Source organism: Nonomuraea sp. NPDC049607, assembly GCF_040675375.1.
GTDB lineage: Bacteria > Actinomycetota > Actinomycetes > Streptosporangiales > Streptosporangiaceae > Nonomuraea.
The window spans coordinates 1-19,242 of the sequence record NZ_JBFAOV010000019.1 but is presented as its reverse complement, the minus strand read 5'-3'; the positions used below and the strand labels follow the sequence as shown (position 1 = coordinate 19,242).

Annotated in this window: 19 protein-coding genes; 10 read left to right on the top strand and 9 right to left on the bottom strand. The window is 72.7% G+C overall.

Annotated features, from left to right (window positions below; all coding sequences use genetic code 11):
* Positions 1 to 18 precede the first annotated feature (18 nt).
* A complete protein-coding gene (locus AB0J97_RS31245) occupies positions 19 to 1,185 on the top strand; it encodes an erythromycin esterase family protein (protein WP_364095188.1) in 1,167 nt (388 codons plus the stop codon).
* Positions 1,186 to 1,265: 80 nt separating this feature from the next.
* Here AB0J97_RS31245 and AB0J97_RS31240 read toward each other — a convergent pair whose 3' ends face one another.
* On the bottom strand, positions 1,266 to 3,629 hold the full coding sequence (locus AB0J97_RS31240; protein WP_364095185.1) for a hypothetical protein: 2,364 nt from the start codon (positions 3,627 to 3,629) through the stop codon (positions 1,266 to 1,268).
* A 312-nt stretch (positions 3,630 to 3,941) separates the two neighbouring features.
* On the opposite strand from AB0J97_RS31240, the gene AB0J97_RS31235 reads away from it, so the two are divergent.
* The gene (locus tag AB0J97_RS31235; protein ID WP_364095182.1) at positions 3,942 to 5,087 is read left to right on the top strand and encodes a PQQ-binding-like beta-propeller repeat protein; all 1,146 of its coding nucleotides are present in this window, start codon (positions 3,942 to 3,944) and stop codon (positions 5,085 to 5,087) included.
* A 154-nt stretch (positions 5,088 to 5,241) separates the two neighbouring features.
* Here the strand turns inward: AB0J97_RS31235 and prfH are convergent, their stop codons facing one another.
* The 3 genes from prfH to AB0J97_RS31220 all read right to left on the bottom strand — a co-directional run bounded on the left by prfH (position 5,242) and on the right by AB0J97_RS31220 (position 8,647).
* A complete protein-coding gene (gene prfH, locus AB0J97_RS31230) occupies positions 5,242 to 5,871 on the bottom strand; it encodes a peptide chain release factor H (protein ID WP_364095179.1) in 630 nt (209 codons plus the stop codon).
* Complete coding sequence (locus tag AB0J97_RS31225) at positions 5,868 to 7,019, bottom strand: RNA ligase RtcB family protein (protein ID WP_364095176.1); 1,152 nt, start codon at positions 7,017 to 7,019, stop codon at positions 5,868 to 5,870. The genes prfH and AB0J97_RS31225 overlap by 4 nt, the downstream gene beginning before the upstream one ends.
* A gap of 134 nt (positions 7,020 to 7,153) precedes the next feature.
* Positions 7,154 to 8,647 (bottom strand): carboxylesterase family protein, encoded by a 1,494-nt coding sequence (locus tag AB0J97_RS31220; RefSeq protein ID WP_364095174.1) that lies wholly within the window; start codon positions 8,645 to 8,647, stop codon positions 7,154 to 7,156.
* A gap of 81 nt (positions 8,648 to 8,728) precedes the next feature.
* Here AB0J97_RS31220 and AB0J97_RS31215 point away from each other — a divergent pair, with 81 nt between their 5' ends.
* Complete coding sequence (locus AB0J97_RS31215; RefSeq protein WP_357696398.1) at positions 8,729 to 9,325, top strand: TetR family transcriptional regulator C-terminal domain-containing protein; 597 nt, start codon at positions 8,729 to 8,731, stop codon at positions 9,323 to 9,325.
* Here AB0J97_RS31215 and AB0J97_RS31210 read toward each other — a convergent pair.
* From AB0J97_RS31210 to AB0J97_RS31195, 4 genes are all read right to left on the bottom strand, one after another.
* Positions 9,320 to 10,528, bottom strand: coding sequence for a hypothetical protein (locus AB0J97_RS31210; protein WP_364095170.1), 1,209 nt, complete (start codon positions 10,526 to 10,528; stop codon positions 9,320 to 9,322). The genes AB0J97_RS31215 and AB0J97_RS31210 overlap by 6 nt on opposite strands.
* A gap of 85 nt (positions 10,529 to 10,613) precedes the next feature.
* A complete protein-coding gene (locus AB0J97_RS31205) occupies positions 10,614 to 11,312 on the bottom strand; it encodes a DivIVA domain-containing protein (RefSeq protein WP_364095167.1) in 699 nt (232 codons plus the stop codon).
* Between the two features lie 151 nt (positions 11,313 to 11,463).
* Positions 11,464 to 11,649: a hypothetical protein gene (locus AB0J97_RS31200; protein WP_364095164.1), complete on the bottom strand. Its 186-nt coding sequence runs from the start codon at positions 11,647 to 11,649 to the stop codon at positions 11,464 to 11,466.
* 79 nt (positions 11,650 to 11,728) lie between these two features.
* A complete protein-coding gene (locus AB0J97_RS31195; RefSeq protein ID WP_364095161.1) occupies positions 11,729 to 12,346 on the bottom strand; it encodes an SH3 domain-containing protein in 618 nt (205 codons plus the stop codon).
* Positions 12,347 to 12,707: 361 nt separating this feature from the next.
* Here AB0J97_RS31195 and AB0J97_RS31190 point away from each other — a divergent pair, with 361 nt between their 5' ends.
* The 7 genes from AB0J97_RS31190 to AB0J97_RS31160 all read left to right on the top strand — a co-directional run bounded on the left by AB0J97_RS31190 (position 12,708) and on the right by AB0J97_RS31160 (position 18,316).
* Positions 12,708 to 13,817, top strand: a complete 1,110-nt coding sequence (locus AB0J97_RS31190) for a cation diffusion facilitator family transporter (RefSeq protein ID WP_364095156.1) — start codon at positions 12,708 to 12,710, stop codon at positions 13,815 to 13,817.
* 85 nt (positions 13,818 to 13,902) lie between these two features.
* Positions 13,903 to 14,922: a hypothetical protein gene (locus tag AB0J97_RS31185; RefSeq protein ID WP_364095154.1), complete on the top strand. Its 1,020-nt coding sequence runs from the start codon at positions 13,903 to 13,905 to the stop codon at positions 14,920 to 14,922.
* A 101-nt stretch (positions 14,923 to 15,023) separates the two neighbouring features.
* Positions 15,024 to 15,380: a BlaI/MecI/CopY family transcriptional regulator gene (locus AB0J97_RS31180; protein WP_364095152.1), complete on the top strand. Its 357-nt coding sequence runs from the start codon at positions 15,024 to 15,026 to the stop codon at positions 15,378 to 15,380.
* Positions 15,377 to 16,312 carry a M56 family metallopeptidase gene (locus AB0J97_RS31175; protein ID WP_364095149.1) on the top strand — a complete coding sequence of 312 codons (936 nt, stop codon included), beginning with the start codon at positions 15,377 to 15,379 and terminating at the stop codon, positions 16,310 to 16,312. The genes AB0J97_RS31180 and AB0J97_RS31175 overlap by 4 nt, the downstream gene beginning before the upstream one ends.
* Positions 16,313 to 16,519: 207 nt before the next feature.
* The gene (locus AB0J97_RS31170; protein ID WP_364095146.1) at positions 16,520 to 17,131 is read left to right on the top strand and encodes a DUF3105 domain-containing protein; all 612 of its coding nucleotides are present in this window, start codon (positions 16,520 to 16,522) and stop codon (positions 17,129 to 17,131) included.
* Positions 17,128 to 17,775: a DUF305 domain-containing protein gene (locus tag AB0J97_RS31165; protein WP_364095143.1), complete on the top strand. Its 648-nt coding sequence runs from the start codon at positions 17,128 to 17,130 to the stop codon at positions 17,773 to 17,775. The genes AB0J97_RS31170 and AB0J97_RS31165 overlap by 4 nt, the downstream gene beginning before the upstream one ends.
* A 118-nt stretch (positions 17,776 to 17,893) precedes the next feature.
* A complete protein-coding gene (locus tag AB0J97_RS31160) occupies positions 17,894 to 18,316 on the top strand; it encodes a redoxin family protein (RefSeq protein ID WP_364095518.1) in 423 nt (140 codons plus the stop codon).
* A gap of 99 nt (positions 18,317 to 18,415) precedes the next feature.
* On the opposite strand, the gene AB0J97_RS31155 is transcribed toward AB0J97_RS31160, so the two are convergent.
* Positions 18,416 to 19,242 (bottom strand): cation diffusion facilitator family transporter (locus AB0J97_RS31155; protein ID WP_364095140.1); only part of this gene is annotated, 827 nt, incomplete at its 5' end.

Below are 19,242 nucleotides of genomic sequence, written 5' to 3'. Positions count from 1 at the left end.
AACGATAGCGTTGAAGGCATGGACATCAAGGACATCGCCTGGCCGGTGGACGGCGCGGGTGTTTCGGCGTTCCTGCGGTCGCTTCCCGCCGAGCCGCTGCTGCTCGGTCTCGGCGAGGCGCGGCACTTCGTGGGGGAACTGGGCGAGGTGCGGAACGAGATCTTCCGGCACCTGGTCGAGAACGAGGGGTACCGGTCGTTCGCCATCGAGAGCGACTGTCTCAAGGGCCTGCTGGTGGACGACCACGTCACGACCGGCGCCGGCACGCTCGACGACGTCATGGAACGCGGCTTCAGCCACGATTTCGGCGCCTCGGCGGCCAACCGGGAGCTCGTGCGGTGGATGCGCGCCTACAACGAGGAGCATGACGAGAAACTGCGCTTCTTCGGGGTCGACGGCCCTCTGGAGTACTGGGCGGCGAGCCCGCGCGAGGCGCTCACCGGCCTGTACGACCTCCTCGACGGCCCGCTGCTCACGAGCGTGGTCACCAGGGAGACCCTCGACACGCTGCTGGGCCCGGACGAGCGATGGTCGGACGAGGCCACGGCCATGGATCCGTCGAAGTCGATCGGCCAGTCCGCCGACGCCCAGCGGCTCCGGGTGATCGCCGACGATCTGGCGGCCCTGCTCGACACGCAGTCCCCGCAGCTCGGCGCGCGGGACAGGGAACGGGCGGAGCTGTACGCGCGCACCGCCACCGGCCTGCTGCGCTACCACCACTGGATGGCCGACGCCTCCCCGGAACGGTGGACCCGGCTGTCGGCCCTGCGGGACGCGATGATGGCGGCCAACCTGCGGGCCGTCGCCCGGCGCGGCCCGGCCCTGGTCTTCTCCTCCAACCTCCACCTCCAGCGCGACCGGACGTCCATGCAGTTCGGCGACCAGCGGCTGGAGTGGTGGAGCGCGGGGGCCATCGCCGCCACCCGGCTGGGCGACCGGTACGCCTACCTGGCCTCGGCCTTCGGCACCACCGGCGACGTCACCCCGCCGCCGGACACCGTCGAGGGCATCCTGTCCGCGCTCCCTGGGGATCATTCGGTGATCGACGCCCGCCGCCTGGCCGACCTCGTCACGGACCCCGCGAAGCGCGTCTCGCACGATTTCGCCTACTTCCCGCTGGACCCGTCCCAGCTCGGCGCGATCGACGGCATCGTCTTCCTCAAGAAGGTCGGCGGCTGGGGCTGACCGCCTGAGGCCGGACAGCACGATGGTCCCTCCCCGCAGGGAGGGACCATCAGGTCGACACGGATGGAAGGCGGGAGGACCTAGTAGGAGGTCTCCCAAGGCATCGCCATGTCATCCACCTCCGCGTACGGGTTGTCCGTGTCCATGTTCTCCATCTCGTCCTCGCGCTGAGGCTCGGAGAACTCGTCCATCGGACGGCCCATGTCCTGCTCGGGCCTCTCCTCGTGGATGGGAGCGCATCCCCACTTCGAGGTCTGCATCATCCCGGGCGGGCACTGGCGACCGTGGTCGTACCTGTGGTCGACCTTGTGGTCGAACCTGTGGTCATGGCCGGGGTGGTGCGGCTTCTTCCCGGGCCGGCAGTGGTCGTTCTTCTTCCAGGGCCGGCACGGGCGGTGCGGGGGCTGCTGCTTCTGCGTCACCCGGATCCTGGCCGTCGCCGGTGCGGAGGTCAGGCCGTCCGCCCTGGCCACGGCCGTGTTGGTGATGGTGAAGTTGCAGCCCTTGCGGCAGTCCTTGCCGCCGCCGGGACGGCCCGGCACGACGAAGATACCCGTGCAGGTCGTGCTCTCGCCCGGCGCCAGCGTGGTGGCCCGGCAGACGATGTTCGTCACCCGGTTGTCGTCGATCCTGAGGTTCCGCACGGTCTCGTCGGAGGTGTTCCTGACGACGTAGCGGTAGGTGACGCGGTCCCCGGGCCGGTACGTGCGCGTGTCGTCGACGCTCTTGTCCAGCAGCAGCTTCCCGCGCTCGCCCACGACCTCGATCGTGGCCTCGGACGGCGGCGAGGACACCTCGACGTCCTCCACCATGCCCACCGCGGTGGCGGTGTTGGTGACCGAGCCGCGAGCCGCGTCCTCCTCGGTGACCGCGTACGTGCCCGTGCAGGTCGTGGCGTCGCCCGGGTCCAGGGTGGTGGTCTCGCAGGTGATGTCCGTCACCCGGTCGTCGTCGATCCGCAGGTCGGTCACGGTCTCGTCGAAGGTGTTCCGCACGAGGTAGCGGTAGGTGACGCGGTCCCCGGGACGGTAGGTGCGGGAGTCGTCGACGGTCTTCTCCAGCTCCAGCATCCCGCGCTCGTCCGTGACGCCGATGGTCACCTCGGACGGCGGTGAGGTGACCTCAGTGTCGTCCGCCCGGCCCGTCGCGACGGCGGTGTTGGTGACCGAGCCGCGCTCGGCGTCCTCCTCCGTGACCGTGTAGAAGCCGCGGCAGATGACCCGCTCGCCCACGTTCAAGGTGGTCCGCGGGCAGACGACCTCATCGACGACGTCGTCGTCCACCACCAGGTCGGTGATGTTCATGTTGCCGGTGTTGGTGACCACGTACTCGTAGGGCACCTCGGTGCCGACCGGCACCGGATCGGGCAGCTCGGCGTCGTCGTCGATGCGCTTGGTGAGCCTCAGCTCCGGCCGCTCGGCCACCGGCCGCACGACCACGTTCCGGATCAGGTGCACATCGCTGAACAGGCCGGTGGAAGCACCGAACCCGAACTTGTACGTCTCCGGGACCGGCTGCGGCGCGGGCAGGGACAGCACTTCCTGCATCCCGTTGCCGTCGTTGAAGTCGATCGAAACGGTGATCTCAGGGTTCGGCGCCGGGGTGATCCGGACGTTGACCGTGCGCTTGGACTCCTCAAGCGCCTCCTGTGCCGCCCGCGGGTCGCTGGGCACGGACCGCGTGGGCCCCTGCAGGGTGCCCGGCAGCGTCGACGGCCACGGTCCCGTGGTGGTGAAGTTGCTGGTGGTGGCGGTCAGGAAGCAGTACCCGGCGGTGCCGTTCCCCGGGCCGCGCACCGTGACCATGTTCGGGCCCGGAGCCGGGACGCGGAACCCCGTGCCGGCCGGTGAGCGCTCGGCGCAGGTGCGGCCGCGCTGCTCCCAGTCCCCGAAGTAGTTGCCGAGGACGTCCAGCCCGACGCCGACGTAGCCCTGGTTGACCCCGGGCTCGAACGGGTTCGCCGGGTCGTCGTCGGGCAGCTTCTGGGCGTAGCCGAGGCTGCCGCCGAACGCGCCGGGGCGGTCCAGCGTGGCCTCCCCGTTGATCAGGAAGAAGGAGATGCCGTCAGCCGGCACCGCCGTGGTGTTGCCGTACTGCCACTGCTCGAACGTCACGTCCAGGCCCTCTTCGGCCGGGATCGGCGAGTTGTAGAGGGCGGCCGCCGTCTGGTCGAGATCGGCGCTGGTGAGCTGGAGGTAGCCGAACGGCGCTCCCCCGGTCGGCGGGACGGGACCCGCCGCGTTGGCGGGACAACCTCCGAGCGGATGGTCGCCCGGCCCGGCGGGCGGGGCCGCCGGCGCGCCCGTCAGACAGGCCGATCCCACACCGATGAACTCGGGAATCGCGGTGGCTCCGGTGAAGTCCTCCTCGACCAGCGGCACCGGTTGCGCGGCCGCGGGCTGGGCGGGCTGGAGCGCGACCGATACCGCGCTCAGAAGGAGCATTGTGGAAACGGCCGCACGTCTTGGGCCAGATGAGCTGGTTACCGGCCCCGTAGGGCCAGATCGTATCTTCACGAATACCGAAGGTAGCCATGCGCACTTGTGAACAGCCCGATTGACATAGCAAACGATCTCCCACGAATGAGACCTTCCCTCTTTACGGGAACTTCGGTTTTCGCCATCAGCGCGGCCATTTCTGGAGGAAGTTCAACATTCGCCCCGTTCATTTCGCCGCGAATACGGTTTTATGGGTTACGGGCGCTTTTTCGGCTTACAGTTCCTTTGTGGGCCGGGGGTGCGAGAGGATGCGGGGCCATGGCCGAGCGTTCGCGGGGGGTGCGCGCGGCGGTCGTGGTGCTGGTCGGCGTCGCCGTCCTGTCCGTCGTGGGATGGCCGGGGGAGGTCGTCACGGTGACGGCCGGTCCTGTGGCGGGGCCCTGGAGTCCGCCGGGGCGTGGCACGCCGTCCATCGACGTCCTGGGTGACGTCCCGTCCGGCGCCGAGTTGTTCGGTGACGTCGCGGTGAGCGTGAGCCGCCGGGGGGTGGCCGCCGTACGGGTCGGCGGCGGTGGGCGGTGGACGTACCAGCGGTTGTGGGGCGACGACCTCGTGGACTGGGTCAGGGTCGACGACCGGCGCGGGGCGGCCGTCTGGCGCGACGGCCGGGTCACCCTCGTCGACGTGCCGACCGGCCGCGTCGTCTGGCGGACGGACCTGCCCGCCGGGCCGTTCGCCGCGGCCGGCCGGACCCTCGACGGCGAGTGGCGGTCGATGTGGACGCTGTCCGTCGCCCGGCCCGGCATGCTGGTGATCCTGCACGACGGCCGCCTCGACGTCCTGGACGGCCGGACCGGCGCCACCCGCTGGACGCGCCCGGCCGCCTCCTGCGGACCCGTCGACGAGGCCCGCGCCCTGGGCGACGTCGTGCTGACCGCCCGGCGCTGCCCCGGGTACGCGGGGGCCGCCCTCGGCGCCGAGGACGGCGAGCCGCGCTGGACGTTCGCCGACGCCGGGCCGTACGACGCCCGTGACCTGGGCGCGGGACGGGCGGTGACGGTGGAGGACGGAGGGCTCGTGGTCCGCCGGACCGCGGACTGGCGGGTCGTGTGGCGCCTCCCGCGCGCGGGACTGCGTCCCAACCCCTCCGCCGGCTCCCTCGGCGTGACGGCCGACCTGGTGATCGCCGACACCGCTTCGGGGATCGTCGCCTACCGCGTCGCCGACGGCGGCCTCGCCTGGCGCCGGCCGCTGGAACGTCCGGCCGGGACGTCGCAGGACGTGCTGACGGACGGGCGGGTCGTCTACGTCGCGGCCGACGAGCGGACCGTGCTCGCACTCGACGCCCGGACCGGGGCGGTCATCGACCGGCGCGGCTTCGACGACCGGATCGACCTGCGCTCGATGCGGTCCGACCTGGCCGTGGTCACGGTGGGCGCCGCCAGGGATCAGGTGCTCGCCTGACGGCGATGCCGGTCCAAGAAGAAGGACGTTCCTGGACGCCACCCCGCTCCGGGACGCGTACCGTGCCCTGCTGGACGGCCCCCACGCCGCACGCGAGAGCACCCCGGCCCGCAACGGGTCCCGAGGCTTTCCTGAGGGGAGCCGGGACCGCGGGTCAGCGCGTCTGGTTCGGTGGTTCCGGGCGTTCGGTGCGCGTGGGGTTGCCGCGTACGAGCTCGTCGTGGACGCGCCAGCGGGCAGTGGTGACGGCGCGCTCGGCCGCCTGGTCGCCGTGTTCCAGACGTTCCCGCAGCAGCCGCATGGCGATGCGGCGGTTCAGGCTGAACTGCCGCTCGGTGTCGACCACGACGACGGTCCCGGTGGGCCGGTGGGTCGCCCGTACGGCGGTGCTGGCCTTGTTGCGGTGCTGGCCGCCGGGGCCGCCGGTGCGGCAGGCGACGACGTCGACATCGGCTTCGGCGAACGTCGTCCGGGGGGTGTCGACCTGGCACGGATGGGCGATGACGTACCAGTTCTTCCGGCCGGTGGCGGTCCGGTAGGGGCTGGGGGCCTGCCAGCACAGGGTTCCGGTCCAGGAGGCGGCGAACGTCTCGGAGTCGTCACCGTCGATCTGGACGAGGACCGACCGGTAGGTGCCGGGCCGGTCGCCGGGGACGGTGTGCGCCCGGCGGGTTTCCAGGCCCTGCCGGGCGGCGTCGCGTTCCAGGCGGTGCAGCAGCTGGGCCAGCGCCCAGGCGCACTCCTGCGGGCCGCGCCCGGCCGACAGGAGCAGGTGGACGCTCACGGCCGGCCCCTCCCGCGCCGCCGGTTCCTCTGGGCCGCCGGCCCGAGGTCGGCCGTCTTGTAGGTGACCAGGGGGATCGTGGTGGCCACGGGCGTGGCCAGGTCGTGGGCGACGAGGTCGGCGATCACCTGCTCGATGCGCTTGTAGGCCGTCGGCGCCTCCTCGAAGAGGAGCTGGCGGTCGCCGCACACCACCAGCGACCCGACCGGGGTGCGGCGCAGCTCTTCGACCGTGTGCTTGGCCCGGCCGCGGCGAAGGGCGTCCGCGCGGGACATCTTGCGGCCCGCGCCGTGGGCGACGGAGTGGCCGGCGTCCGGCCCGGCGTGGGCGGCCACGAGGTAGGACGGGGTGCCGCGCGTGCCGGCGATGAGCACGTCGCGGCCGTCGCCCGGCGCCGCTCCCTTGCGGTGCAGGTAGCTCCCGTCGCGGCGCTCGACCAGGTTGTGGCACTGGTCGAGGATCGGCTCGGCGGCCTCGAACCCCAGCGCGTGGGCGACCCGGGCGGCCAGCAGCCGCCGGTTGAGCGCCCCCCAGCGTACGGCCTCGTCGTGCATGGCCAGGTAAGCGTCGGGATCGGGGGCGGGGCCCGCGCCGTGGACGGCGGTGTGCTCGCGCAGGATGCGTTCGCCCAGCCCCCGGGAGCCGCTGTGGACGACGAGGACCAGGTCGCCGGCGTCGACGCCGAGGCGGGTGGCGTGGTCGGGCGCGAGGACGGTTCCGACCCTGGCCAGCTCGACGAAGTGGTTGCCCCGGCCGACCGTGCCGAGCCCCTCGGCGTGACCTGCGGGGATGTCGTCCTTCATGACGGCCCAGGCGGGGTCGTCGGCATCCCGCTCAGGGTCCAGCGCGCGGTCGAGGTCGGGGAACCGGGCGGCGAGCTTCTCGGGTACGGCGCGCTTGAGCCTGACGGGGAACACGGCGATCCCGCAGCCGATGTCGGAGCCCACCAGGAACGGGTACAGGACGGCCGACGTCATGGCGGCGCCGATGGGCGCGCCCTTCCCGGGGTGCAGGTCCGGCATGGCGGCGACGTGCGTCATGCCGTCGAGGGCGGCCACCTGGTGGCACTGCGCGACGGCGTCGGACTCGATCCAGCTGGTGGGGGAGGCGAACACGGTGACGGTGGCCGAAGTGTGTCGCTGAGACAAGGACGCTCTCTTCGCTGAAAAAGGGTATGGGCGGGCGGCATCTCGAAGTGGCGGGGTGCTGTCGTCAGAGCCTCATGGAGCTCACGATCTCGGAGCGCCACCCTGCCGGGCAAACGATTTTCGCCCCGCACGCCCTACGGGAGGTCGAAGGGCGTGGGTGAGTGGCCGTCCCAGATCCGGAGTGAGGCCTGTTCGGGGTAGGGCATGGTCTCCGACTCGGCGTCCAGGACGCGGGTGAGCCGCCGGTCGGGCCGGTAGGCGGCCCATCCCGCGTCGCCGGTGGTGACGAAACGGACCCATGCCTCCCTGAGCTCGTGGGCGAGCGCGACGGCCTCGGGGTCGGGCTCGTCGCCGATGAGCTGCGCGCCGACGGGACTGTCCAATGTGCCGAACGCCAGGGGCACGTCGAGGCTGTGGCAGGCGCCCAGGGTGCCGCCGAGGGCCGGGGCGGGCCAGCGCAGTTCGAACAGGTACGAAGTGCCCCCGGCCGCGGCGTTCGCCTCGGCCAGCTTCTGCGACGGCATGCGGAACAGGGCGTCGGAGTACACCGTCTCCACCAGCTCCTCCGGCCCGGCCTGCGGGAACGCGGCCCGGTACGCCTCCGCCCCGCGCGGACGGGGAGCGAGCAGTTCCAGGGCCGTGCGGGCGTCGCGGTCGGTGAAGGTGCCCCGGCGTCCGCTCATGACGCTGAACAGCCGGAACTCGTCCCTGGTGTGGCCGACGAGCAGCTCGATCCCGCTCGCGCGTCCGCCGGTCAGCGCGGACCAGGGCGTCTCGGGCAGCACCTCGCCGTCGACGACGGGACACAGGGCGGTGCCGGTCGCGGTGAGCCGTCCCCAGCTCTCCCGGTGCGCGTGGAGGCCGGCGTTGAAGGAGGTGAGCTCGGCGGCCAGCCGCCAGGGGTCGATGTCGCGCAGGGCCGCGGCGGTGGGGGCCGTCGCGCCGAGCCGGTCCGCGAGCGCGGCGGTGACCTGCCGGGCCAGCGCGGGGGTGCTGTGCAGCCCCGGCACCGAGTGGGCGACGGCCCGCCGGAACAGGTCGCGCGCCGGCTTCATCGTCAGGAGGGCGGCGACCGACCCCGCCCCGGCGGACTGCCCGGCCACGGTGACCTGGCCGGGATCGCCGCCGAACGCGGCGATGTTCCGCCGCACCCACTCCAGCGCCGCGATCTGGTCGAGGAAGCCGCGGTTGGGCGGCGCGTCGTCGAGGAACGCGAAACCCTCGGCGCCCACGCGGCAGTTGACGGTCACCACGACGAGCCCCGCCTCGGCCAGCACCGCCGGGTCGTACATCGGGTCGCTCGACGCCGCCGAGACGTAGCCGCCCACGGGCAGCCACACCAGCACCGGCAGTCCGGCCGCCCCCGGATCCGGAGTGCCGACGTTGAGCGTCAGCCAGTCCGTGCCCTGCGGCGGGCCCACGTCGACCGGCAGGGACAGCGGTACCGCGGGGCCGAACTCCGTCGCCTGCCTCGTTCCGTCCCAGCGCGGCGGCGGGGCGGGCGCGGCGAAGCGCAGCGCTCCGACCGGGGGCAGGGCATAGGGAATGCCGCGGAACACCGCGTGCCCCCGCCGCCGGCGTCCCTGCACCACACCTTCCGCGGTCCGCACCTTCGGCTCTTCATGCACGACGCTTCCCTCCTCGAACAGTTGTAAGTCAACTGTATTATGTCAATCGTATGGGAAAGACGTCGAGGGAGAGGTCCGCAGATGCCGAAACAGGTGGATCACCGCGAACGCCGCGAAGCGATCGCCCGTGCGTTGTGGCGGGTGGTGGAGCGGCGCGGCGTCACGCACCTGACGACGCGGGTGGTGGCGCAGGAGGCGGGCATGTCCCTCGGGCAGTTGCAGCACTACTTCGCCACCCGGGCCGCCATGCTCGCCTTCGCCGTGGACTTCGCCGCCGAACAGACCTCGCTGCGCGTCGAGCAGGGCCTGCGAGAGCTCGGCGACCGTCCGCACCCCCGCGACGTGCTCCGGCTGACGCTCGCCGAGATGCTCCCCCTGCACGCCGACGCCCGTGCGACCAGCCGGATGAGCGCCGCCTACGTCCTGGAGGCGCTGCACGACGAGGCCGTCCACGAGCAGGCGCGCCGTGGCCTCGTCCGCGGACGGGCCCTCGTCGAGCAACTGGTCCGCCGAGCGATCGCCGACGGGCACATCCACTCCGACCGCGACCCGGCGACCGAGACCAACCTGCTCCTCGCCCTCACCGGCCTCACCCCCCTGATCGAACTGGACGTGATCGAACCCCAGGACGCCCTCACCGCGATCGACCTGCACCTGGACCGGCTCTTCAGCTCATGACCTCGGGGTGGGCAGCGCGTCGCTGAGGGACGTGAGCAGGAGGTGGCGCTGGAGCAGGGTGAGCTCGCCGACGCTGGTGCCGGGATCGATCCCGGCCTGCCGCAGGGTCCGGGTGATCTGGTCGGACGTGTGCTCGGGCAGGGCGCGCAGCAGGGTGGTGGCGTCGGCGGCGATGGTGGTGGCGTCCCTGCGCGCCAGAAGTTGTTCGAGGGTGAGTTGCCTGGCGGTGACGGCGGCGCGTAGCTGGGCCTCCGACAGCTGCCGAGGCGCCGCGGCGGACGAGGATGCCGGGCCGGCGCCGCGACCGGCGGCGACCGGCGAGGAGGAGTGCGGCGGACCGTCGGCCAGCAGAGTCTGCGTGGCGACCAGCAGGCCGCCGATGGCGGCCACGGCGGAGGCGGCGACGACGAGGTGACGGCGGGTCAGGCGGCGGCTGTCACGGGCGATGGTGAGCCCGATGACGCCGGTGCGCAGCAGCACGCCGGTGACCATGCCGAGCAGGATCGGCACGCTCTGGGCGGGCAGCGGCCCCACCGTCGCCAGCACGACGCCGGCGGCCGGGGCCAGGCAGGACAGGGCCAGCCAGGGCGCGGCCGGTCTGCGTGCCAGGTCGAGCATGGCGGTCAGGGCGAGCCCCTCGCTGGCCGAGTGGATCACCAGGGCGGCCACCACGACGGCCGAGGCGGCCAGCGCCAGGGTGGCGCCCTCGATCATGCGGTGCAGGGACAGCGCGGCGGCGGTGCCCACGCCGCCGTAGACGGCGGCGCTGACCGCCTGCTTGACCCGGCGGTGCAGGCCGGGCGCGTGCCGCCCGCCACCGGCCTTGTCGCCGTGACCGTGCCCGCAGCCCTTACGGGTGAAGAAGGTGATGACCAGGAAACCGAACGCGCCGGCCAGCCCCACCACCCACAGCGGCACACCGGTGGCGTCGGCCTCGTGCCAGGCGTCGGGCAGCAGGTCGACCAGGGCGGTGATGAGCATCAGCGCCGACGCGACGGCCAGCCAGACGCTGATCGTGGCGTTCTTGCGGCGCGCCAGGGAGGCGCCGACCAGCGTGGACAGCGCCACCAGGACCACGGCGGCCCACGTCGTCCAGGCCGGCAGGGCGGTGTCGACGGGGGTGTCTGCCACATTCAGCTCGAACAGGGTCAGGACGTGCGGGGGCGGTGACAGCGGCGTCGATCCCCCGAGCGGCACGGACATGACACGGCCTTTCCGGCGTGGGTGCGGGACTGGTGAGCGGTCGTCGCGTGGTGACACCGCGACGACGGACGGGACAGGCCGTTCGTCAGTGACCGGCGGCCGGGTCGCGGGGGGAGGGGAGCAGCCGTTCGGGGAACGGCCGCGGCGATGCGGCCTCATGGGCGCCGTGGCTGGGCGGAGGGCCGTGCGTGTCCAGGTCGGCCAGCGCGGCGCGCAGGTGACCGAGCTGGGTGTGCAGGTTGTGCTGGAGGTTCCGGCCCTGCTCGGTGATGGCGCGTTCGAGCCGGCCGAGCTGGTCGTCGAGAGCCTGGCGGGTGGCGTGGGTCAGCGCGTCGGCGGCCGACGCGGCCTCGCGGCGCAGGCGTTCGGCGTCGGCGTGGGCCTCGGCGAGGATCCGGCGGGCTTCCTGCTGGGCGGACTCAAGGGCTTCCTGGGCGCTGCGGTGTGCCGCCGCGAGCACGCCGGCCTCGGTGGGCGTGCTCGCGGAAGGGGCGGCGCCGAGGCGTTCGCGCAGTTGGGCGTTGTCCTGCCAGAGCAGGCTGAGTGTGGTCTCCACCTGGGCCAGGAAGGCGTCCACCTCGGCCAGGTCGTAGCCGGAGCGCAGGCGGACGACGGTGAAGACCTGGTGGTGCACCGCGGAGGAGGTCAGCAGGGCGAGCCGCCCGGCCGGGCCTGTTTGGAACGGGGGAGAGGTGGCGCCGTCCTGGGCGGCGTGGCTGTGCGGGAGGTGGGGGCCACGCTCGTGGCCGCTCTCGTGGTCGTGGTCTTCGTGCTCGGCGTGCATGAGGAACTGATCCAGCCTTTCACCGTCGTCTCGATGTCGTGACTCGGCGGGGCGCGGGGCGCTCCGGCGTCGCCCATGGACGAGCCGGAGCGGGATCGGCCGCGCGAGCGGGGGGTGACGGCCTGACCGCCGAGGTGCGGGCCGCCGTGTGCTAGGGCGCGGTCGGGTCGTGATCGTCGTGGCAGTGTCCGGCGCCGCAGTCCGGGCCCTGCCCGGTCGCCGCGGTGTGGTCGTCGGCGCAGCCGGTCTCGTCGCCGGAGGCGTGGTCGTGGCCGCTCTCGTGGTCGTGGCCCTCGTGGTGATGGTGGTGGTGCGGGTGGTCGTGGGGCTCGGTCACCGGTGTTCCTTTCGCTCGGTGGTTCCACGTCTGACGCGGGAGGCCAGAGCAGGGCGACGGGAGACGGAGGTGGGGGGTGTCACCTGGTGGAGGTGGTCTTGCGCAGGTAGCCGTTCCAGGCCCAGCCGTGTGCGCCGGTGGACGTGGTGACCTGGAGCCAGCCGCGCCTGCCGGCGCACGCCCCGGTGACGGCATGGCCGTTGGGGTGCAGTACGGCGATCGGGCGGTGACCGAAGCCGGCGCCGGATCGTACGTTGAGATGACTGGACGGGCGGATGCCCCACACGGTGTAGCGGCAGCCCGGCGTCCAGGAACCGGCTCGCGGAGTGAAGGAACGGGTCCCCGCGGGCAGCCTGCGCAGGTGGTGCGCCGATGCCCAGCCCCAGGCCCCGGTCGGCGTGGCGACCTGCAGCCAGCCGCTCTTCGCGGCGCATCCCCCGGTGACGGCACGGCCGCCGGGAGCGAGCTTGCCGAGCACGCGTTGCCCCCGGCGAGGGGCGGCGAGGACGGCGATGGTCTCGCCGCGCTTGAGGTGGTCGAACTGGTAGCGGCACGAACTGACGGGCCGTGCGGTGGACGCCCGGATGGACGCCGGGCCGGCCGAGGGGGAGACGGCCTGCGCGGGCGATGCGGTCAGCGTCAGCCAGCCGCTGGTGATCATCAGGATCGCGGCGGCGGAGGTGTGGACGGTTCTCATGTGGCGAGCCCTTCCTGTGCGTGTGGCTGCACCGGTGCGGGGGAACCTGTAGAGCGCGACCAGGTCCTGGGGCTCCGGACCGGCGAACTTCTACGGTGTGTAGTTGACGCATTACCGAAAGTTTAAACATCTGATCAGATGTTCATGAGTAAAGCCTGTTTTCGGCGATCATCCGTCGCGGGCTCTTGACCTCCGGGGCTACAGCGGCAAGCATCTGTACATATGAACACCCAGTCAGATGTAGCGGATCATCGGGTCGCGCGGGTACGCCCGGCCTGCTCCCGGCCGTCGGCCGCCGACGTGCACAGCCGCCTGCGTCTGGCCATCACCCACGTCACCCACCCTCCGAGGAGCTCCAGGCATGTCTGAGCACGGGCACGATCATGGGCACGGTCATGGGCACGGGCATGCGGTGAGCGCGGACGCCGACCGGCGCTACCTGCGCGGGGCGCTCGCGCTGATCGCCGGCTTCATGGCCGTGGAGGTGGTGGTCGGCGTGATCGCCGGTTCGCTGGCGCTGATCTCCGACGCCGGGCACATGCTCACCGACGCCATGGCGATCATGCTGGCGCTGGTCGCGATGCGGATCGCGGCCCGGCCGCCGCGCGGCGGCTTCACCTACGGCCTGAAGCGCGCCGAGATCATCTCCGCCCAGGTCAACGGCATCACCCTGCTGCTGCTCGCGGCGTACTTCACCTTCGAGGGCGTCCGCCGCCTGATCGTGCCGCCCGAGGTCGAGGGCCTGTTCGTGGTGGTGACCGGGCTGGCCGGCATCGCCGTGAACGTGGCCGCCACCTGGCTGCTGTCGAAGGCCAACCGCTCCAGCCTCAACGTCGAAGGCGCCTTCCAGCACATCCTCAACGACCTGTACGCCTTCATCGCCACCACCCTCGCCGGCCTGGTCGTCTGGCTGACCGGCTGGTACCGCGCCGATGCCATCGCCGCCCTCGTGGTCGCCGCCCTGATGCTGAAGGCCGGCTGGGGCCTGGTCCGCGACGCGGGAAGGGTGTTCATGGAGGCCGCCCCCGCGCGGCTGGACCCGGCCGAGGTGGGCCGCCAGATCGCCGCGATCGACACCGTGGTCGAGGTGCATGACCTGCACATCTGGGAGGTCACGTCCGGCTATCCCGCGCTGTCGGCACACGTGCTGGTCGTTCCCGGGGCCGACTGCCACGCCGCCCGCCTGGCCGTCGAACGGCTGCTGCGCGAACGCCACGACATCGAGCACACCACGCTTCAGGTCGACCACGCCATGCCCGGCGGCCACGCCTTCGACGAGGACGGCGGCCTGCGACGCCTGACGCCGCACTGTCCCGACCCGCACGGCCCCACCCATCACGCCCCGCGGCCCGACACCGCCACGGTCGCGGCCACCGCTGTCGCGCCCGCCGCCGCCCCCGTCCGCGCCGCTGCCGACGAGCCGGCCGCGAACTGGGCCGCCACCTGCCATGACGGCGACCAGGGCGCGTGACCTGTCGCGCGCGGCTCGCCGCCGGCGATGGGGTCCCTCGCGGAACCTGCCGGCGTCCGCCCGTACCCGTGGGCGGGGCGATCCGATGACTCCTCAGCCGTCCCGTCGCGAGGCGCTGCGTTCGGGGGCGATCGCCACGCTGGTCGCCGCGATGGATCTCACACCGGCCAGGCCGCCCGCCGCCCTGGCGCTCCCGTCGGCGGCCGACTCGCGTAGCCTCGCCTCGACCGGCCGGATCCTGCTGCGGGACGGGCGGCTGCTGCACGGCACCGTCCTGCAGTCCTTCGCCTTCGACGAACGCAACGGTCACCTGTACGCCCTCCAGCTCATGCAGGGCGGCGTCCGCCTGGACGGAGAACGCCGCTCCCGCACCCACGCCGAACGCGCCCGGCGCGGCGACCTGTGCCTCAACCGCCTGTCCCGGGACGGCACCCTCACCGGCGCGATGTACCTGCTGGGTTTCGGCCATGGCGGCGCCCTGGGCGTTCAACGGACCACGGGCCCCGGCACCGTGGTGTGGACCGAATGGGACGCCAGCCCGGCCTCCGGCTACGGCCGCGGCATCTGCCGCTTCTCCTTCGTCGACGGCGCCGTGCTGACCCCCGGCAGCCGGTTCCTGACCACCTGCCGGCCGCTGCCCGGCTCGACCAGCAACGCCCCCACCCTCGATCCCGACTCCGGCCGGTTGCTGCTGCGCTACAAGCTCGCCGGCGAGCCGCGCCTCCGGCTCCTGGACCTGCGCCGCCTGGCCTCCGGCGACCTCCGCCCGCTCGCCGACCTCCCGCAGCCCGGCGCCGCCCTCGGGCTGCCGTTCCAGGGCATGGCCCTGCGCGCCGACCACGCCTACCAGCTGCTCGGCAGCGCCTACGGCCCCGCCAACCCCGTCTCCTCGCCGGGGAACATCCGCCTCTACCGCATCCACCTGCCCAGCGGGAAGGTGGAGCAGCAGATCCTGGACCGCACGGCCAGGAACCTCGTCCCCCGCGAACCCGAAGGGCTCGCCGTCCTCGCGTCGTCCGGCGCCGGGCCGCTGCTGTGCATGGGCCTGACCCAAGGTCCCACAGGGGACAAGTCCTTCTCCCTCTACGCTCGGCCCTTCGGATGAGCCACGGCGCGCCCTGCCTGCACGTCACCGTCCTGCCTACGCCCCGTGTGGCGGGCATCACGGTAGCCTCTTTCCGGTTGGAGCCCGCAAGGAGGGTCAGGATGCAGCTCGGCAACCTTGAACGTTCGATCATGGAAGCCCTGTGGCGGCATCCTGAGGGCATGTTCGCCCACGACCTCGCGGCCGGTCTGCCCTCCGGTCCCGCCGTCACGACGGTGCTGACCGTGCTGATGCGCCTGGCGAACAAGGGCATGGTGGCCCGCGAGCGCGTCGGGCGGGCCCATCTCTACAAGGCGACCGCGGGCAAGGACGCCTTCGTCGCCGAGGCCATGCGCGCGGCGCTGGAGGAGGCCGGCGACGTGGTGGCGGCGGTGCAGCGGTTCGTCGGCACGGTGACGCCCGAGGTGGCCGCGGCGCTGCGCGACGCGCTGGACGAGGAGATCGGAACGGCTCGGTGATCGGCTGGCTCGCCGCCGCCGGGGTGGCGTTGCTCCCGGTGACGCTGGGCGATCGCGCCGCCCGCGCCCTTGCCCGGGCGGCCTGGGCCGTGCGCTGCCCCCGTGCGGCGCTCGCGCTGTGGCAGGCCCTCGGGGTCGGGGCGGGGCTGGGCGCGGTCGCCCTCGGGCTGGTGGCCGCGGTCGCGCCGCTGGCGGCCGTGTTCCCGCACGGGATGCACACGCTGGCCCGCCAGCTCCTCGGCGGGCACGGGCTCGACGGCCTCGGGCCCGTGCACGTCCTGGCCCTGGCCTGGTCGGTGGGGCTGCTGGGCTGGCTTTCCGTCCACACGGCGCGCGTCCTGGCCGGGACGATCCGGCAGCAGCGGCGGCAGCGCCTGCTGGTCGACGTCGTGGCCGAGCATCTGCCGGCCTACGACGCCTATGTGCTGCCGGTGGCCGGGCGCGTGGCCTACTGCGTACCGGGCAGGCGCCGGCGGATCGTGCTGAGCCAGGGCGCCTTGGACGCGCTGACGCCGGTGGAGCTGGAGGCCGTCCTGCGGCATGAGCAGGCGCACGCCCGCGGCCGCCATGACCTCGCCCTGCTGCCTTTCGTGGCGTTGTCGCACGCGTTCTCGTGGCTGCCCGCCGTGCGGACCGGGCAGCGGGCGGTGACCGTGCTGCTGGAGATGATCGCCGACGATCACGCCTGTCGCGCGCACGGCGAGCTGCCGCTGGCGCGGGCCCTGGTGCGTATGGCGGCCGTCGGGCAGGACCCGGGCACGGCCGCCACGTTCGCGCTGGCCGACGCCGGTGTGGTGGAACGGTTGCAGCGCCTGCTCCATGGGCGCGGCGAACCGGGCTGGGTCCCGGTGGTGGCCTACGCGGCGGCCGTCCTGCAACTGGGCGGGCCCCTGGCCGTGCTGATCGCCCCCTTGGTGTGCGTCACGGTCTGACCGGATGCCCGGCGGGCGGCGACGCCGTACACTCCCTTTAGTTTCTACGTTCCGTAGAAGCGGGACACCCGGCTGCGCGAGGAGCGGCGCAAGGCCGAGAAGCTCATTGCCACGATCATCGCACGGGGACGTCGGCTTACGGCATTCATATTCTACGTACTGTAGAAGTTCTACGTACGGTAGAAGAACGTCGTCGGAGGTAGGCGGATGGGCAAGAACGCCGAAGGCACGCTCAAGGAGCGGCTTTCCGCGCTGCAGGCCGAGCAGCGGCGCGCGGAGCGCCGGCGCCGGGTCGTCATGATCAGTGTCTCGGTGGTCGTCGCCGGCGGGCTGGCCGTGGCGGCCACGGCCTTCGTCCAGGCCGACCGGGCCGGCCGGTCGCTGGACGCGGTCCAGACGATCAACGTGAGCGCCCGGAACCACACCGACAAGGCCGTCAGCTATCCGCAGGCCCCGCCGGTCGGCGGCGACCACGCGCCGGAGTGGCAGAACTGCGGCATCTACACCAAGCCGCTGCGCAACGAGAACGTCGTCCACAGCCAGGAGCACGGAGCCGTCTGGGTCGCCTTCCGGCCGGGGCTGCCCAAGGAGCAACTGGACATCCTGCTCAAGCAGGCCCAGGGACGTGACTTCGTCGTGCTGTCGCCGTACACGGGCCTGTCGGCGCCGGTCGTGCTCAGCTCCTGGGGCAAGCAGCTCAAGCTCGACCGCGCCGACGACCCGCGGCTGACGGCGTTCCTGCGCGCCAACATCAACGGCCCCGGGACGCCCGAGCCGGGCGCGTCCTGCAGCGGTGGGGTCGGGGAGCCGTCGGTATGAGGTTCCCGCCCCTCCTGCGGCGGCGCGGGGTCCTGGTGGCGGTGACCGTCGTGCTGACGCTCGCGCTGTCCGGGCTCGGGTTCCGCCTCTGGTACGCGGGCCCGCCCGGGGACGCGTCGCTGGAGGCCGGCTTCGCCCGGGACATGCAGGCCCATCACGCGCAGGCGGTGCAGATGGCACTGATCATCCGCGACCGGACCACAGACCGCCAGGTCAGGACGCTCGCCTACGACATCGCGACCACCCAGCAGCAGCAGATCGGGCAGATGTACGCCTGGCTCGACATGTGGGGCCTGCCGCAGGCGTCGCTGGAGCCCCGCATGGCCTGGATGCGGCAGGGCCACCAGAACATGCCCGGCATGGGACAGCAGACCGCCCAGATGCCCGGCATGGCCACGCGGGAGCAGCTCAAGCAGCTGGAACAGGCGAGCGGCAAGGAGGCGGAGACTCTTTTCCTGCGCCTGATGATCCCGCATCACCAGGGCGGCGTGCAGATGGCCCAGGCGGCCCAGGGGAGCGGCCAGCCGCAGGTGAAGCGGATGGCGAGCTCGATCCTGGCCGCCCAGCAGGCGGAGATCGAGCTGATGCGCGGCATGCTCGCCGCCCGCGGCGCGGCCGAGACGTCGCCTCCGGCTGCCGGCTGAAGCATGTCGACGAACCTGAAGATCGCCGTCGCCGTCGCCGTCGTGACGGTCCTGATCCTGGCCATGATCGCCGCCGTGGCCGCCCTGGGCGGCGGCTGACCGGCCCGCGCTCGTCGGGCTGGCACTCACGGCGGGCTGCGTCGGCTCCGCGCAGGAGCAGTCACCCGCGGGGTCCACGCGGTTCGTCGCCGAGGACGGCAAGGTCGCGATCTTCCCCGCCGAGCGGCGCCGCCCCGCACCCGTCGTACGCGGCGAGCGGCTCGGCGACGGCTCCGCGCTGATCGCCTCGTACGCCGGATCCGTCACGGTGCTGAACTTCTGGGCGTCCTGGTGCGCTCCCTGCCGGGCCGAGGCGCCCGTCCTGAGGGGCGCCGCCGCCCTGACGAAGGCCGGCGGCGTGCGCTTCCTCGGCGTGAACATCAAGGACGACAAGGCCCAGGCCCTGGCCTTCGAGCGCAACGCCGCCGCTGCCGGCTGTCCTACCCCTGGCTTTTCGGGCCGCTCGGGGCTCTGGCCATCCTGTCGAGCAGCTTCGCCCTGACCATCGTGCTGTGCCTGCCGCAGACCCGCGACCTCTTCAAGTGGGTGCTCGAACCCCGCCTGACCTGGCTCTACCGGCGGCCGTCGAAGGAGACCCCGGCTACCAGCCGACCTCGTCGCAGCCGATGTGGCCGTCCGGCTCCACCTGAAGGGTCGCGTGTGCGACGCCATGACGGGTGCGCAGCAGGTCGCGGGCCTGATCGAGGACGGAGTGGTTGTCGCTCTGGTCGCCCGTGACGAGGTGGGCGGTGGCGACGTTCATGCCGGAGGTGAGCGTCCACAGGTGCAGGTCGTGCACGTCGCGCACGCCCTCGATGGCCGCCAGGTCGGCTGCCACGGTGGCGGCGTCCATGCCCTCGGGCACGTGCTGGCCGAGCACCGCGAAGACCTGCCGTCCGAGCGAGATCGCGCGTACGGCGACGAACACGCCGATGGCCAGTGCGATGACCGTGTCCCAGAACACCTGGCCGGTCGCCGTGATCAGCCAGCCCGCCGCGATGACGCCGACCGAGCCGGCGGTGTCGGCCACCACCTCCAGGTAGGCGCCCTTGACGTTGAGGCTCTCGCTCGCGCCTGACCGCAGCAGGAAAAGGGCGATCAGGTTGACCAACAGGCCGAGCGCGCCCACCACGAGCATCGGCCCGGAGGAGACCTCGGCCGGGCCGCCGATCCTGCCGATCGCCTCGGCGACCACGTAGACGGCGACGCCCAGCATGAGCAGCACGGCCAGCAGGGAGGCGAACACCTCGGCCCGGTAGGAGCCGTAGCTGCGCCGGCCGGTGGTGTCGGGGCGGCCGGCGATCCTGGTGGCGACCAGGGCCGCGCCGAGGGCGACGACGTCGGCGGCCATGTGCCCGGCGTCCGACATCAGGGCCAGCGACCCGGAGATCAGGCCGTAGGCCAGCTCGACCAGGAAGAATCCGCCGA

Bases quoted from the DNA above. Each gene is read 5' to 3' on its own strand.
- AB0J97_RS31190 (WP_364095156.1), top strand. From the start codon at position 12,708: ATGTCTGAGCACGGGCACGATCATGGGCACGGTCATGGGCACGGGCAT.
- AB0J97_RS31170 (WP_364095146.1), top strand. From the start codon at position 16,520: ATGGGCAAGAACGCCGAAGGCACGCTCAAGGAGCGGCTTTCCGCGCTG.
- AB0J97_RS31185 (WP_364095154.1), top strand. From the start codon at position 13,903: ATGACTCCTCAGCCGTCCCGTCGCGAGGCGCTGCGTTCGGGGGCGATC.
- AB0J97_RS31180 (WP_364095152.1), top strand. From the start codon at position 15,024: ATGCAGCTCGGCAACCTTGAACGTTCGATCATGGAAGCCCTGTGGCGG.
- AB0J97_RS31165 (WP_364095143.1), top strand. From the start codon at position 17,128: ATGAGGTTCCCGCCCCTCCTGCGGCGGCGCGGGGTCCTGGTGGCGGTG.
- AB0J97_RS31235 (WP_364095182.1), top strand. From the start codon at position 3,942: ATGGCCGAGCGTTCGCGGGGGGTGCGCGCGGCGGTCGTGGTGCTGGTC.
- AB0J97_RS31245 (WP_364095188.1), top strand. From the start codon at position 19: ATGGACATCAAGGACATCGCCTGGCCGGTGGACGGCGCGGGTGTTTCG.
- AB0J97_RS31205 (WP_364095167.1), bottom strand. From the start codon at position 11,312: ATGCACGCCGAGCACGAAGACCACGACCACGAGAGCGGCCACGAGCGT.
- AB0J97_RS31195 (WP_364095161.1), bottom strand. From the start codon at position 12,346: ATGAGAACCGTCCACACCTCCGCCGCCGCGATCCTGATGATCACCAGC.
- AB0J97_RS31240 (WP_364095185.1), bottom strand. From the start codon at position 3,629: ATGCTCCTTCTGAGCGCGGTATCGGTCGCGCTCCAGCCCGCCCAGCCC.
- AB0J97_RS31215 (WP_357696398.1), top strand. From the start codon at position 8,729: ATGCCGAAACAGGTGGATCACCGCGAACGCCGCGAAGCGATCGCCCGT.
- AB0J97_RS31210 (WP_364095170.1), bottom strand. From the start codon at position 10,528: ATGTCCGTGCCGCTCGGGGGATCGACGCCGCTGTCACCGCCCCCGCAC.